Annotated in this window: 15 protein-coding genes and 1 pseudogene; 1 reads left to right on the top strand and 15 read right to left on the bottom strand. The window is 60.3% G+C overall.

Annotation, left to right across the window (positions count from 1 at the left end; all coding sequences use genetic code 11):
• The first annotated feature begins 67 nt into the window (after nucleotides 1-67).
• On the top strand, nucleotides 68-349 hold the full coding sequence (locus X741_RS161525) for a DUF2285 domain-containing protein (RefSeq protein ID WP_081731037.1): 282 nt from the start codon (nucleotides 68-70) through the stop codon (nucleotides 347-349).
• Between the two features lie 94 nt (nucleotides 350-443).
• Here the strand turns inward: X741_RS161525 and X741_RS161530 are convergent, their stop codons facing one another.
• The 15 genes and pseudogenes from X741_RS161530 to X741_RS161575 form a co-directional block, all read right to left on the bottom strand.
• Complete coding sequence (locus X741_RS161530; protein ID WP_023776429.1) at nucleotides 444-2354, bottom strand: bifunctional diguanylate cyclase/phosphodiesterase; 1911 nt, start codon at nucleotides 2352-2354, stop codon at nucleotides 444-446.
• Between the two features lie 294 nt (nucleotides 2355-2648).
• Complete coding sequence (gene ubiM / locus X741_RS161535; protein ID WP_023776428.1) at nucleotides 2649-3830, bottom strand: 5-demethoxyubiquinol-8 5-hydroxylase UbiM; 1182 nt, start codon at nucleotides 3828-3830, stop codon at nucleotides 2649-2651.
• Between the two features lie 418 nt (nucleotides 3831-4248).
• Nucleotides 4249-4326 carry a cbb3-type cytochrome oxidase assembly protein CcoS gene (ccoS, locus tag X741_RS1000000171635; protein ID WP_348625672.1) on the bottom strand — a complete coding sequence of 26 codons (78 nt, stop codon included), beginning with the start codon at nucleotides 4324-4326 and terminating at the stop codon, nucleotides 4249-4251.
• Between the two features lie 220 nt (nucleotides 4327-4546).
• On the bottom strand, nucleotides 4547-4795 hold the full coding sequence (locus X741_RS1000000170745; protein ID WP_023776427.1) for a BON domain-containing protein: 249 nt from the start codon (nucleotides 4793-4795) through the stop codon (nucleotides 4547-4549).
• Nucleotides 4764-4889 (bottom strand): CBS domain-containing protein, encoded by a 126-nt coding sequence (locus X741_RS1000000170740; RefSeq protein WP_245272649.1) that lies wholly within the window; start codon nucleotides 4887-4889, stop codon nucleotides 4764-4766. Before X741_RS1000000170740 ends, X741_RS1000000170745 begins: the two co-directional genes overlap by 32 nt.
• 41 nt (nucleotides 4890-4930) lie before the next feature.
• On the bottom strand, nucleotides 4931-5206 hold the full coding sequence (locus X741_RS1000000170735; RefSeq protein WP_245272648.1) for a CBS domain-containing protein: 276 nt from the start codon (nucleotides 5204-5206) through the stop codon (nucleotides 4931-4933).
• 66 nt (nucleotides 5207-5272) lie between these two features.
• Nucleotides 5273-5443, bottom strand: coding sequence for a cbb3-type cytochrome oxidase assembly protein CcoS (ccoS, locus tag X741_RS161540; RefSeq protein ID WP_023762793.1), 171 nt, complete (start codon nucleotides 5441-5443; stop codon nucleotides 5273-5275).
• Nucleotides 5440-7722, bottom strand: coding sequence for a cation-translocating P-type ATPase (locus X741_RS161545; protein WP_023776425.1), 2283 nt, complete (start codon nucleotides 7720-7722; stop codon nucleotides 5440-5442). Before X741_RS161545 ends, ccoS (X741_RS161540) begins: the two co-directional genes overlap by 4 nt.
• Complete coding sequence (locus tag X741_RS161550; RefSeq protein ID WP_023776424.1) at nucleotides 7719-8216, bottom strand: FixH family protein; 498 nt, start codon at nucleotides 8214-8216, stop codon at nucleotides 7719-7721. Before X741_RS161550 ends, X741_RS161545 begins: the two co-directional genes overlap by 4 nt.
• Nucleotides 8213-9772 carry a cytochrome c oxidase accessory protein CcoG gene (gene ccoG, locus X741_RS161555; RefSeq protein ID WP_023776423.1) on the bottom strand — a complete coding sequence of 520 codons (1560 nt, stop codon included), beginning with the start codon at nucleotides 9770-9772 and terminating at the stop codon, nucleotides 8213-8215. The genes X741_RS161550 and ccoG overlap by 4 nt, the downstream gene beginning before the upstream one ends.
• Nucleotides 9773-9901: 129 nt before the next feature.
• Nucleotides 9902-10765 carry a cytochrome-c oxidase, cbb3-type subunit III gene (ccoP, locus tag X741_RS161560; RefSeq protein ID WP_023776422.1) on the bottom strand — a complete coding sequence of 288 codons (864 nt, stop codon included), beginning with the start codon at nucleotides 10763-10765 and terminating at the stop codon, nucleotides 9902-9904.
• Nucleotides 10766-10767: 2 nt separating this feature from the next.
• Nucleotides 10768-10917 (bottom strand): CcoQ/FixQ family Cbb3-type cytochrome c oxidase assembly chaperone, encoded by a 150-nt coding sequence (locus X741_RS161565; protein WP_023766610.1) that lies wholly within the window; start codon nucleotides 10915-10917, stop codon nucleotides 10768-10770.
• An 11-nt stretch (nucleotides 10918-10928) separates the two neighbouring features.
• A complete protein-coding gene (gene ccoO / locus X741_RS161570; protein ID WP_023766609.1) occupies nucleotides 10929-11660 on the bottom strand; it encodes a cytochrome-c oxidase, cbb3-type subunit II in 732 nt (243 codons plus the stop codon).
• Nucleotides 11661-11671: 11 nt separating this feature from the next.
• Nucleotides 11672-13356, bottom strand: a pseudogene (locus tag X741_RS01000000166240) (cbb3-type cytochrome c oxidase subunit I).
• Between the two features lie 547 nt (nucleotides 13357-13903).
• Nucleotides 13904-14653 (bottom strand): Crp/Fnr family transcriptional regulator, encoded by a 750-nt coding sequence (locus X741_RS161575; RefSeq protein ID WP_023776421.1) that lies wholly within the window; start codon nucleotides 14651-14653, stop codon nucleotides 13904-13906.
• Between the last annotated feature and the right edge of the window lie 29 nt (nucleotides 14654-14682).

Here is a 14682-nt window from a genome sequence, read left to right as displayed (position 1 = left end):
TAATCCCGGTTTCGGATTATCCCATTTTGGGATATACTGCGTGCGCTCACAGGCGAGGTTCGCAGGCATGAATGGACCAATGGGAACAGATGAGACTCGAAGCTCAACTTTGAGCGATGAAGTCCCCTGGTCGGAGAACCTCACGAGCTACGACAGGGAGCATTTCACGATCTACCTGCGGATCCTGGATGCCTGCGCCGACAATGCCAGCGAAAAGGAGATGGCCGAGCGCATTCTCGGCATCGACCCGTCCATTGACCCGGTCCGCGCCCGCAAAGCTCTTCGCAGCCATATCGACCGTGCGAACTGGATGGTGACGACCGGCTACAAGGAACTGTTCGCCGGCTGATGCACAACGCCCACTGCCACGTGTTTCGAGCAGGCAAGTCTCTGTAGCCAAATTCGGCAGCGCACGGCCGCGACAGCCGGCGCGGCGGGAGCGGTCACAACTGGTTCGCGTGCTGTTTGACTGCCATTTCCAGTGCTTGCATCAAAGGCACAGCCTTGGAGAAGAGGAAGCCCTGAGCGGTTCGGCAGCCAAGCTTGTGCAGGGTTTGCCGATCCGCCTCTGTTTCGACGCCCTCGGCCATGACCTCGATCCCGAGCATGTCACCGAGTTCGATGACCGATTTGACAAGCAGTCGGTCCTCTCGGGACTTGGCCAAGCCGCGAATGAAGCCCTGGTCTATTTTCACCTTGCGTATCCGACGGTCCTTGAGAGATGCCAAAGTAGAAAAGCCGGTGCCGAAGTCATCGAGCGCGATGGAAATACCGGCATGTGAAAGCCGTCCGAGCTTTTCATCCACTCTGTCCGGGTCCACCGGCGATTCTTCGGTAATCTCGATTTCGAACATCGTCGCAGGCAGGCCTCTTGCCGCCAGACCCTCCAGAACCATGTCGTCGATATCGCCGGCTTCCAGTTCGCGAGGGGAAACATTCATCGCCACACGAATGTCACGACAGTCAGCTTTCACCAAGCCGTCGATAAAAGCACAACAGTCGGCGAATACGGTTTGCGTCAGCAGCTGAAGCATTCCGGTTTCGCGTGCGGCCGTGATGATTTCGGGTGGAGAGATGGCACCATGCGTCGGATGGGACCATCTCAGCAAGGCTTCAAAACCGACCACGGTCTCGGTTTCGAGTTTCACGATCGGCTGGAACCAAGGTTGCAATCTTCCCGTCTTTATCGCCGAATGAAGATCCCGTTCGATCGACTGGCGACGTTGCAGTTCCCTGTCGAGTTCGGCATCGAAAAGGCAAAATTCGTTCCTGCCATGGCGCTTGGCCGTATACAGGGCGATATCCGCCCGCAACAACATTTCAGTCAGGCTCGGCGTCTGCGCCAAGTATATCCCTATCGATGCCCCGACCCGAACGGACGCGACTTCGATATAGGGGCGAGCAATTTTGGCTATGATATTGGAGGCGAGATCACTGGCAGAAAGCGAAGCTCTCGTTGAGGGAAAAACCAGCACGAATTCATCGCCGCCGATACGAGCGAGCGTTGAGCCTTCGGGTGCTTCCTGCTCTATGCGGCGGGCGATCATGACAAGCAGTTCATCACCGGTCCTGTGACCGTAGGTGTCGTTGACAGATTTGAAGCCGTCCAGATCAATCAGCATTGCCACGAAGGGGCCATCCGCGGTCTTGAACCGACCGATGGCGTGTTCAAGGCCCCGCCTGTTGAGAAGGGCGGTCAGATGGTCCTCCCTGGAGTTGCGCTCCATTTCCGACGCAAATCGCTCTGCCTCATGTCTCAGGCGGCTTGCTTCGCGGAAGCGCGCCTGCCCAACAAACGAAGCTCGGACCAAGCCGCCCATGAAGAGCAGAACGGTGAAAGCCAGAATGTAGCGTTCAAAATTGCCTTTCGCCAAAAGGCACGCCACCGTGATGAGGAGTGGAGGTGTGATGAAGCTGGTCGCCGCCGCGGCATACGAACTGCCATATGTAACCGCACCAGCTGAAATGCCCGCCAGTATGACCAGATGCATCGGTGCTTGTGGTGTTGTGTATCCAACAGTCAGCACGGCCGGGAAGGACCAGGCAAACCCTGCCAGAAGGGCAAGGACGCCAAACATGCGAAGGCGCGGCAAAACGCCAAGCAAATCCTGATGGCGCCCCGTTTCCTTTAGCTGAAAACGGGCGAGTGCAAGCCGGGCGGCATTTAGCGCATTGACGACCAGGAACCAGCTTGCAGCGGCAAACCCGCCGCCAGAAAGGGCCTGCACCGCGCAAATCAGGCCTGACAGGATCGCGCTTATCGGCATCGACACGAAGAGCCCGGCCCTCAGGTCAGCAAGCTGATCCTGACGGATTTTGGCCTCCAGCGATTCTTCTTCCTTTTGGGGTGCCATGAATGGACCAGCTTGCTTGCGTCGTTGTTCGCGAGGACCAAACCTATGCAAGCCCACTGAAGGACGGGTTAACTACCCAGCGAGGGTAACCAGTGCGCTCACCATGCTTCGGGTCACACCTTTGGCTTAGCATTGCCGAATCATCAAGGCTTCGCCCGCGCGCGTGCCTTGATCCGAATCATGCCATGATCGGCAACGTCACCAGGAGACAGCCTTGCCCCTCGACGACGCGCGCCAGCAAGACAAGGAAGCCTCGCCGAGACAGCGTTCCAGAGCGGCAGCGCTCTGTGCGATTCACCGCCTGAGCATGGCCGAAATGCCATGGCGGACAAAGGGAAGATGTTGGGCAAAGCGGAGCCCAGCATGTCTTGCAAGCCGTGCCGCCGAGTGCTCGCTTGAGTAGAGACCGACAAGCATGTTGGTGGCATGATAGAGCGGCCCCGCCGACAGCCGCAGCCGGCTTTCGTATCTGCCGAGCATGTCGGGATCGGCAATGTCGCGGCGGGCGCGACATGCTGTCAGTATTTTATGAGCGAGTTGCTTCTGGCCGCCGAGGCCGATGTTGAAGCCATGCGCGGTCACCGGGTGCATGCCAATGGCAGCGTCTCCGATCAGTGCCGCACTCGGAGCCGAGAACTTGTGCGCCCAGGTCGTGACCAGCGGATAGGCATGGCGGGTGCTTGCCAGGGTCATCTGCCCGAGGCGTCCTCGACACCGGTTCATCAATTCCATGAGGAACAATTCGTCATCGAGAGCAGACAGTCTGTCGGCCTCGCTTGAGCGCAAAGTCAGAAGCAGCGACGACAGGCCTTCCATGAGCGGCAACATCGCTATGGTCTGATGGTGGTCGAACCATTCGACCGCGATCTGGTGATGGACGCGCTCGTGCCTCACTCGGCAAATCAGCATGGAGTGGCCAAGCGGATGGATGTTGGCGCCAATGCCGAGCAGGTCGCGCATCGCGGACAAACGCGAATCCGCTGCTACGAGCAGCCGAGCGGCCAATTGCCTGCCATCAGAAAGCGTTATGACCGCCTCGTCTTCGCTATTTGTTGCATTGACGACCGAGTTGCCGCACAGCAGCCGGGCATGATCCTGGAAGTGGACAATTTTGAACAGGGCATCGCGGATCCGACAATTTGGGACCAGAAATCCGAGTGGTTCCCCAGATCCGCTGGGAGCATCGAAGCTCAGGGCGAAAGGGCTGGATCCGTTGAGCACGCGCGCGCCATGAAGCGGTGATTTGTCCGATGCGGGGATGGCATCCCAGGCGCCGAGCTCGCGAAGGATTCTCACTGATGCGTGGGTCAGCGCGATCTCGCGACCGTCGAAAGCCGGATTCGCCAGGCTGTCGAGCGACTGCCGTTCAACCACTGCCACCTTGAGTCGGCTCCAGGCGAGCGATGCTGCGAAGGCAAGTCCGACCGGCCCAGCTCCGACGACAATGATGTCGAATGTGTCGACATAGCCGGCCATCAGCGTGCCGCCATAGCGGCTATCTTCGATACGAAGCGCTCTTGAAGCATCGCAATCACCCACGGTTTGTCGCTCATCTCCCCAACTCGATAGACATGCGTTCTCCGTTGGAAGCCTGGTCAATGAAACCATGCCGATGAAGAGATAACGCTGATCTGGATCAACCAGGCTCGACAAACCCGGCAGCGGCGGGTTCACGGTCGAGTGGTCGATTGCCGTGAAAACGTCTGCATGTCTGGGCATTCTGAATGGTCGGCTTCCCAATCGCGTGCCCCTCCTGGCCAAAGGCTCGGCAACGCATTGTGGCTGATCCGTTCTTCGCACGCGCGCCGATATCGTCATGACGCGGGCAATCGCCAGCAAAGATTCGGTCGACTGACGACCAGCATCCGCACAGTCGTTGGCGCCGCCAACCGGTTCAGCCTCGCGGCTCTTCCCGATCGATAAGGACCCGCTCGGCGGAGCCGGAGAGATCTTCGTATTGGCCGCTCTTCAAGATCCACAGGAAGCCCCGGTCCAAGCCCCACCAAAACAGGCAGCGGCCACCGCATTTCCGTCAGGACGGGCGTCTTGCTGCCGACAGCGTGCTCTCCGACCATAACGCGCTAGACGCCGAAGGAACTCGCCGACGGCCTCATGTCCAAGTGATGTGGGAAGGGAGCAGAACCAAAGGGACTCTGCTTGGCGTCCCCGCTTTTTTCGCAGCTATGAAACCATCACTGAGAACGGATCCGTACTGAGGAGGAGGCGGTCCTTGACTTGCCCGACGCGGCAACCTTCTCAGCCGCAACGATCGCTGCCTTCCGCTGACGCTCGTCGACAATCGCCCCCTTCAGTTCGACAAGGCCGTCGCTGACCCTCACATCGATCAAGTCACCACCGCTCCAGGTTTGTGGCTGCAGTTCGGCAAGGATAGCCTTGCGGATCAGTTCGTCATCGGGTGGCGTGGTTCCCTGTTTCGGCATGGCGGATCAGGACAAGCAGCAAATCAGTTCGCGTGATGATGCCGACGACCCTTTCCCGATCGACAATCGGGACATTGTTGATGCGGTGTTGCATCATGAGGTCGACAGGAGGCGCCCAGATGAGGTGTGTGGTCCTCACCTGATGGATGATCCGTCCATTCGAGCGCACACATAGTCATTGGCGGTTGTGCCCGGGCCAAGATCAAGCTCCAGCCAGCGCGGACGCACACGCTGGGTTCCGAGTTCCTCTCGGCGCAAGAAGTCGCTTTTGCTTACAATGCCAACCAAGGTGCCGTCGCTGGTCGTTACCGGCAGGCAGCTGACTTTGCTTGAAAGCATGACCGCTTCGGCGATCGTCGCGTTCGCATGCGTCGTGATGACTGGCTTTGTCATTAAGGATTCGGCTTGCATCCTCACCCTCCTGATCTTTCGTCGGACGACGATAGGACATCCCGACCCGCGGCGCGTTGATCTGAGTCACTTGGAACGAGTGGCATTCTCCGCGCCGTCGTCGCTGTCGATGAGAATGCGCTCCGCCGCGCCATCGAGATCCTCGTACTGGCCGCTTCTCAACGCCCAAAGGAAGCCGGACAGGCCGAGTGCGCCAAGGAATAGCGCTACGGGGATGAGGTAGACGAGCGTCGTCATGACGATTGAGCCAAGGCGCCGGCCCGCGCGGGCCTGTCTTGCCGCGCAAATACGGACGACGCACCCGTTGCGAAGCCTTGCAGACGCATGGCATTTCCAACCACGAGCAATGACGAGGCTGACATCGCGACCGCGGCGATAAGAGGCGTAACATCGCCCAGAATGGCGATCGGAACGGCAACAGCATTATAAACGATCGCAATTGTTATGTTCTGTCGGATCAGGCTTCCCGCCTTGCGCGATACGTCAACAGCCAGCGGGACCGCCAAGAGGCTTTCGCGCAGGAAAACGAAGTCGGCTGCATTGCGGCCAATGTCGGCGGCGGTGGCGGGTGCGATCGAGACATGCGCAGCGCTCAGCGCCGGCGTATCGTTGAGCCCCTCGCCAACCATCAGAACCTTGTGCCCGTCCCTCGCCAGCGTCTCGATGCGTTCAACCTTGCCGGACGGCAGCAGGCAGGGAACGAAATCATCGACACCAAGCCCGTCCGCAACCTCGGCGCAGGCTTTCGCGGTGTCGCCCGACAGCATCTCCACGCACATACCAGCGTTGTGCAGTTGATCGATGGCTGCCCTGGCGTCGACGCGCAGCGCATCCTCGAAATCGAAGGTCGCGACAATGATCCCGTCTTTGGTCAGAACCGTCCCGCCATAGCCATGTCTGCCTTCGCGGCCGGTGCGGGCTTTCCATCCTCCGCGTCGACCCAGCCGCCAGGTGCTACCGGTCGCTGTGGCTTCGATCCCGAAACCCGGGTGCTCGGTGACGGCATCGAATTTGTGCTGCCCGCCAAGGCAGGCAAAACCGGCTATGGCCTTTGAAAACGGGTGACGCGAGTGCGCAGCCATGTCTCCCGCGATTGCCAGCATGGCCGGATCAATCGAGTCCGCATTGACCAGCCGGGGCTGGCCGAGGGTGAGCGTTCCGGTCTTGTCGAACACCGCTCTATCAATCGTCGCCAGGCGCTCCATGGCCGAACCGTCCTTGACCATGATGCCGTTCTCGAACAGGCGCCGCGCCGCGACCACCTGGACGATCGGTACGGCGAGGCCGAGCGCGCACGGGCATGTGATGATGAGAACGGCAATGGCGATGGTTATCGCCCGGTGCCAGTCACCGGTCGCCGCCATCCAGCCAAGGAACGTCGCGAAGGCTGTGAGATGAACCACCGGGGCATAGAGCACCGAAACACGATCGGCGATCCGGCGATAATGCGCGCGGCCGCCCTCTGCGGCTTCCATGAGCCGAACCATTTCCGCCAGAAACGAATCTTTCGCGGCGGCTGTCGCCTCGATCGTCAGCGGGCCGGTTAGGTTGAGGATACCGGCCTGAACGGCTTCGCCTGCTGCAACGCTTCGAGGCGTGCTCTCGCCGGAAACCAACGAGCAGTCCAGATCCGAGGCCCCTTGAATGATCTTGCCGTCGACGGGGATTCTCTCGCCGGCAGCGATCAACAGCAGCATGCCGGGTTCGATCTCGCCAACCGGCAGATAGTCGCGTGCACCATCGCCGCGCAGCACCATGGCGCCACGTGCGGCCAACTGGGACAGGCCTTTCACGGCGGTCCGGGCACGTTCGCGCATGACATGATCCAACGTGCGGCCGATCAGGAGGAAGAACAGCAGCGACACCGATGCGTCGAAATAGGCGTGGTCGCCATGGGTGATCGTCTCATAGAGGCTCATGGCGTATGCCAGCGACACCCCGACCGCGATCGGCACGTCCATGTTCATGCGACCGTGGCGCAACGCATTCCAGGCCGAGCGGAAGAAGATGCCGCCGGCGAAGGCTAGTGCAGGGATGGCGATAACCGCCGAGACCCAGTGGAACAGGTCGCGGGTAGCGCCTTCGGCACCGGACCAGACCGAGACCGAAAGCAGCATGATGTTGCCCGCCGCAAAGCCCGCAACAGCGACGGCGCGGATGAGCTCCGAGAGCGTCTTGTCCTTTGTATCGGTGTCGGCTTCGAACAGATGTGTCTGGTAGCCCAGGCGTCCGAGGATAGCGACGAATGGCGGAACGTCGTCGCCGCGCCAGCGGATAGACACCCGCCTCGTTGACAGGTTGACGCGGGCGGCTTCGACATGATCGAGCTTTCCCAATGCCGTCTCGATAGTCTGAATGCAGGCACCGCAGCGAACGGCCGGTATCGAAAGCTCGGTCTGATGAAGGTCGTCGCCAAGTGATCGGCTCGCCAGCTTGATTTCCTGGCTGGACGGCAGGGCCGAGGTCACGCTGACCATATCCAGCGCCATTTCAGCACCCGGCGCACAACAGCTCATTGCAGCGCTCCATGGGAAATCACGATCCTGCGCACGTCGCGATACGGTTTATCCAGGCCGGCATCGGCGTCGACTTCGACAATCCAGACACCATCCTTCGGCAAATGCTGGGCGGCGAATTCCTGACCCGAGGCGAGGACGAGCTTGATGGATTCATCCTCTTTTTCGTAAGCGGGATGGCGAAACAGCGCCTTCACGCCATGCAAGGGAACCGGTTTGCCGGCGGCGTCGATGAGGCCGTAGCGGACTTCACCCGATGCGATGGTCAGCTTGCCGGTCCAGCCGAGGGCTGCCTGCGCCCGCCCTTCCTCGGCCTTCCTGTTGAACTGCTGGCTCGCCACATAGGTGTTTTCGACGACCAGGCCGGTCCAGCTCGTGTTGGCAAGCGTCGCCATGGTCAGATTGACCGCGATGACCACACCGAAAAAGGCCAGGATGATGGCCAACATGTGCCTGCCGGTGAATTCGCGGGTTTTTTGTGTTCTGGCGCTCATCTGGCAGTCTCCGGCGCGTTGAAGGTGGCGGTGTACTCGTTCGACTCGAAGCTGGCTCTGTCCTCGACGCGGAACTTGAAGGTCTGTGCCGGAGCGCGGATCTGGTCCGCCGGCTGGCGAACGAAGACCCTCAGCATTTTCAGGCGGTCGGGTTCGACCGGAATGGCGAAGGAACGGCCTGCGGGGATGTCGTCGCCGACGACGACCATGTCAGCGCCTTCAAGGCCCTGCATGGTTACGACGATCGTCCTCGGCTCGGGGATCATGTTGAGCAGCTTGACGGTGTAGCCGTTGCGGATCGAGCCGTCGGAGAGCGTCACGAATTGTGGATTGCGGTCGTGCAGGACATTGATTTCGAGCCGGTCGCGCGTCAGCAGCGAGTAGAGGAGGCCCAGGCCGATCAGCGACCACATAGCCATGTAGACATAGGTGCGTGGCCGAAAGATCTTGCGGATGTGGAAATGCGCCACTCTGTCCGAAAACAGGCCGTCATCCGTCCTGACCAGCGCCGGATTGACTGAGCTGGACCCGCCTGCAGTCGCCAGCATCATGTTGGCGTTGTAGTCGGAGAGCGTCGCATAGGCGATCAGCCCACGCTCCCTGCCGAGCTTGTCCATGACGCCGTCACAGGCGTCGATGCAGAGCGCGCAAGTGATGCATTCGAGCTGCTGGCCATCGCGAATGTCGATCCCCATCGGGCAGACCGCGACACAGGCATTGCAGTCGACGCAGTCGCCCACGAGCTGGCCTGCGGCCAGCACCTTCTTGGCATGACGCGTGCGCGGTTCGCCGCGCCAGTCATTGTAGGTGACGGTGAGCGAACTTTCATCGAGCATGGCTGCCTGGATGCGCGGCCATGGGCACAAATAGGTGCAGACCTGCTCGCGCATCAGCCCGCCGAACGTGTAGGTCGTTGCCGTCAGCACCGCGACGGTGATGTAGGCGACAGGCGCTGCCGTTCCGGTGAAGAGTTCGCCGAGCAGCGTCGGCGCGTCAGCGAAATAGAAGATCCAGGCGCCGCCCGTCAGCGCGCCTATGGCCAGCCAAATGGCGTGTTTCGATACCCGCAGCACAAGCTTGCGGGGAGTCCAGAGACCGGCATCAAGCTTGATACGAGCGTTGCGGTCACCCTCGATGGCTCGCTCGACGACAAGGAACAGATCGACCCATACGGTCTGCGGGCATGTGTAGCCACACCAGGCACGGCCGACAGTCGAGGTGATCAGGAAAAGACCGACGCCGGCCATGACCAGAAGGCCGGCGACATAGTAGAATTCCTGCGGCCATATCTCGATGAAGAAGAAATAGAAACGCCGGTTGGCGACATCGAGCAGCACGGCCTGGTTCGGGCTAAACGAGCCCCGATCCCAGCGCAGCCACGGCGTCAGATAGTAGATGCCGAGCGTGACCGCCATCACCAGCCATTTGAACTGGCGAAAGCTGCCCGAGGCCCGCTTCGGGAAGATCTTCTTGCGCGCGGCGTACATTGGCTGACGCACCTTGGCGGAGTTGACCGGCGTGGGTTCGATCCTTTCTATTTGCGAGTTATCAAGCACGAGAAGCTCCAGTCACCAGCGACGATTTCGCCGGAAGCCGACTCATCGGTTCTGGATGATGCCGAGGCCCGGCTTACGCCGGGCCTCGTCGCTTGGCGGGAGGGGGAGGACGAGAATAGGCTTCTGCTCCTATTCTCCGCCGCCAAGCGAATGGATGTAGACCGCCAGTTCCTTGACCTTGGTCTCGCCGAGGCGCACGCCCCAGGCCGGCATCACGCCCTGTTTCGGCGCGGTGACCTGGGCGGCGATGGCCGCTTCGCCTGACCCGTAGAGCCAGATGGCGTCGGTCAGATCTGGAGCGCCGAGTTCCTTGTTGCCTTTTGCATTGTCGCCGTGACAGGCCACGCAATTTTCGGCGAAGACCTTGGCGCCGGGCGCGACCAACGATTGATCGCCGACAGTGCCGGACAGGCTGGCAACGTAGGTGCTGACCTGTTTGATCTGATCGGCGGTGATGATGTCGCCAAAGGCCGGCATTTCCGACAGGCGCGTAGCCGGGTCGGAGGCGAAGCGGATGCCATGAGCGATCGTCTGCTGGATCTGGTCCACCTCGCCGCCCCACAGCCAGTCGTCGTCATTTAGGTTCGGAAAGCCCTTGGATCCCTGGGCGCCGGAACCGTGGCACTGCACGCAATTGACCTTGAACGCGGCGGCGCCGGCAGCGACGGCGAATTCGCGCAGCGTGTCATCCGCAGCAATCTCCGAAACACTTTTCGACTCTATTGCGGCGACATATTTGCCCTTTGCCGCTTCGGCCGCGGACAACTCGTTCTTGACTTCGTTGCGGCTGGAATAGCCAAGTACGCCCTTTGTCGCGGAGTGCAACAGCGGCCATGCCGGGTAGGCAATTGTGTAACCGATCGCCCAGACTATGGTCATGTAGAAGGTGATGACCCACCAGCGCGGGAGCGGGTTGTTGAGCTCGCGAATGCCGTCCCACTCATGACCGGTCGTCGAGATGCCGGAAACCTCGTCAATGTGATCGCTGCTCATGATCAGTCCTCCTTCAGAGGAATTTGAGCTGCTTCGCCGGCTTGCCTGCGGCTGCCGGGACGAAGTGCAAAGGCAACGGATCCGATGAAGAAGAGAGCCATGGCAAGCAGGCCCCAGCTGTCGGCAAACTCCCGCATGAAATTGTACGTCATCGCCATTGTCCTCAGCGGTAGCCGGCGGTCTCATCGTAGTTCTTGAAATCGACAAGCGTGCCGAGCATCTGGAGATAAGAAACCAGGGCGTCCATTTCGGTGACTTGCTGCGGATCACCGTCGAAATCGCCTATCCTGGCCTTGGGGTAGCGGGCCTCGAGGCCGGACGTGTCAGCGTTGGGATCGGCCTGCGCCATCAGATCGGCATTGGCGTTAGCGATCATGTCATCGGTGTAAGGGACACCGACACGCCTGTTTGCGACCAGATGCGTCGAGAAGTCCTTCACCGCGATCGGCGTGTCCTTCAGAAAGCCATAGCTCGGCATGATCGATTCCGGCACCACGTTCCGTGGATCCGTCAGGTGTTCGACCTGCCACAGATTCGAATAGCGGTCGCCCACCCGGGCGAGGTCCGGTCCGGTGCGCTTCGATCCCCACTGGAAGGGGTGGTCATACATCGACTCGGCCGCCAGGCTGTAATGGCCGTAGCGCTCAACCTCGTCACGGAACGGGCGGATCATCTGGCTGTGGCAGAGATAGCAGCCCTCGCGCACATAGATGTTGCGCCCGGCGAGTTCGAGCGGCGAGTAAGGCCGCATGCCTTCGACTTTCTCGATCGTGTTGTCGAGGTAGAAGAGCGGCGCGATCTCGACGATGCCGCCGATTGTCACGACCAGCAGCGACCCGAGGAGAAGAAGTGTAGCGTTCTTCTCGATGACCGCGTGTCTGTTCATCAACCTCATTTTCTGTCTCATCATCGCGCAAGCTGGAGGGCGGGGGTCGAGCGCGGCATCGGATCCTCCTCGCGCCGGTAGCCCAGGATGGTCATGGCGATGTTCCAGGCCATGATCAGGGCGCCGGAGAGGTACATGGCCCCACCGATGGCGCGCATCACATAGTAGGGGTGCATGGCGGCCACGGTTTCGGCGAAGGAATAGACCAGGAAGCCCTGCTCGTCGTATTCGCGCCACATCAAGCCCTGCATGATGCCGGACACCCACATGACCGCGGCGTAGACAACGATGCCAAGCGTCGCCAGCCAGAAGTGCCAGGTAACGAGGCGCAGCGAATAGAGTCGTTCACGGTTCCACAGCTTCGGCACCATAAAGTAGATCGCGCCGAACGAGATCATGCCGACCCAGCCGAGTGCGCCCGAATGGACGTGTCCTATGGTCCAGTCGGTATAGTGCGACAGCGAGTTGACCGTCTTGATCGACATCATCGGACCCTCGAAGGTGGACATGCCGTAGAAGGCAATGGCCATCACCATCATGCGGATGATCGGATCGGTGCGGAGCTTGTCCCAGGCGCCCGACAGCGTCATCAGGCCATTGATCATGCCGCCCCATGACGGCATCCACAGCATGATCGAGAACACCATGCCGAGCGTCTGCGCCCAATCGGGCAAGGCGGTGTAGTGCAGGTGATGGGGTCCAGCCCAGATGTAGAGAAAGATGATTGCCCAGAAATGGACGATCGACAGCCGGTAGGAATAGACCGGCCGGTTCGCCTGCTTGGGTACGAAATAATACATCATGCCGAGAAAGCCGGCGGTCAGAAAGAAGCCCACGGCATTGTGGCCGTACCACCATTGCGTCAGAGCGTCCTGGACCCCGGAGAAAGCCGAATAGCTCTTCGAGCCCAGGAAGGAGGCGGGCATGGAGAGGTTGTTGACCACATGCAGCATCGCGATGGTGACGATGAAGGACAGGTAGAACCAGTTGGCGACGTAGATGNGAGGTTGTTGACCACATGCAGCATCGCGATGGTGACGATGAAGGACAGGTAGAACCAGTTGGCGACGTAGATGTGGGGTTCCTTGCGCTTCAGGATCGTGCCGAGGAACAGGATGAGATAGGCGACCCAGACGATGGTCAGCCAAATGTCCACATACCATTCGGGTTCCGCATATTCGCGGCTCTCGGTGATGCCGAGCAGATAGCCTGTCGCTACCATCACGATGAAGAGCTGGTAACCCCAGAACACGAACCAGGCGAGATCGCCACCGAACAGCCGGGCGCGGCAGGTGCGTTGCACGACATAGAGAGACGTGCAAAGCAGCGCGTTGCCGCCGAAGGCGAAGACGACTCCCGACGTATGCAGTGGCCGTAAACGGCCAAAGTTGAACCAGGGCTGGATGTTGAGATCGGGATAGGCGAGTTGCAGCGCGATGACCACGCCGACAAGCATGCCGATGACACCCCAGAACATGGTGGCGATGGCGCCATAGCGGATTGGCCCGTCCATGTAAGCGGACGGGTCGATCGGCGCGGCAGGCTTGAACTCAGTGTTGCGCAACAGGATCGCAGTGAAGCCAGCCAAGGCGAAGAATAAGACCCACATATGCTGGCGAAAGGGTTCATCCACCCCAGCGCCAGCGGCCACCAAAGCCGCGAATGCGAACAGGCTTAGAAGCACCATTTCTTTGCCGAATTTCATCGCAAGCCCCGATTTCCAATTCCGGCGGATGCCAAACCGCGGTGCCTTATTGCGCAGCCGTCGCCTGCTCGCCCTGATCCATGTCAGAGCCGCACCATTTTGCTTCGAGCAGCATCGAGTTCGGTGCGATCAGACTGTGTCGAATGTGGAAGTGCAGCAGCGGCCGCCGGTTTATGGACAGGCCCGGCGTCCCCAGTTGGGGCCCGGGTATGGAGGCGATCGCGGGCGTGTGGGGAAGCGCACCTTCTGTGACGCTGGTAAGCAGGCCGATGCCTTACCGAACGTCGATCGTTTAATGCCTTGGAACAGCCAGCGCCAGCGTTGCGCTGCCTTCGTTACATTTATGGTTTGGACGGCGATTTTCGCCTGCGTATGAGGCATATTGACTTCGGCCAAGTGTGGATGCTTCGCCGACGAGCCGAAACGCAACTGGCGCATACGATCGGATGGACAACGGGCTGTCGCTACGCGATGTCTTCTGAGCCCAACGCGAGCATGCCCTACCCCGAATGAAGTAAGTGGCGTGGGCCATGCAGCTTCGTGTCATTCAAACGGCTGTTGCGCCTCGGCCGCCGCAGCGCCGTTCCAGCCGGCTCATGCTGTCCACGGTGACGCGGCGGTTGTTCTCGATCCGAATCACGCCGTCCATTCTCAGGCTGGTCAGCTGACGGCTCACGGTCTCGTTTGTGATTCCAAGGAAATCAGAGATGTCGGCACGCGTCATCGGCAGCTCGAAGCACGCCGACCTAGCCGCCGGGTCAACATTATTGGAGTCGATGTTCCGGGCAATCATGAGGAGAAAGCTCGCCACCTTCTCTGGTGCGGTCTTGCGCCCCAGAGTCACCATCCATTCGCGGGCCTCGTCAAGTTCGTTCAGCGCCTGCTTGAGCAGGCGATGCACAAATTCGGGTGACTGCTTCATCATCCGTTCGATGGCCGCTCTCGGAAACGAGCATAGCGAGACAGCTGTTGCCGCTTCCGCATTGATCGCACTTTTCATCTTGAAGGGCCGTCCCAGAAAATCCGGCGCGAACTGGAGACCGACGATCTGCTGGCGGCCGTCCGAAAGGCTCTTCGTGAGCTTCACCACGCCTGAAAGCACGTTTGAATAACAGTCGACCGCCTCGGCGTCGCCGATCAGTTCGACCCCCGGCTCGATATTGTGCCGCGACGACGTCTTGGCGAGCTGAGCCAAATCGTCTGGCTCGAGCGCGCCACAGACACCGCGGCGCCGTGCCTCGCAAGGCAGGCAAAGAACGGGAATGCCGGAACTGTGAATATCCTGCCGTAATGTCATTCGATCGCTCTACCGGTCCAGTGCGGGCA

The sequence above is a fragment of the Mesorhizobium sp. LNHC221B00 genome, assembly GCF_000502935.1.
Classification (GTDB): domain Bacteria; phylum Pseudomonadota; class Alphaproteobacteria; order Rhizobiales; family Rhizobiaceae; genus Mesorhizobium; species Mesorhizobium opportunistum.
Note: the sequence above shows the minus strand (reverse complement) of the source record. Positions and strands in the feature narration are given on the sequence as shown.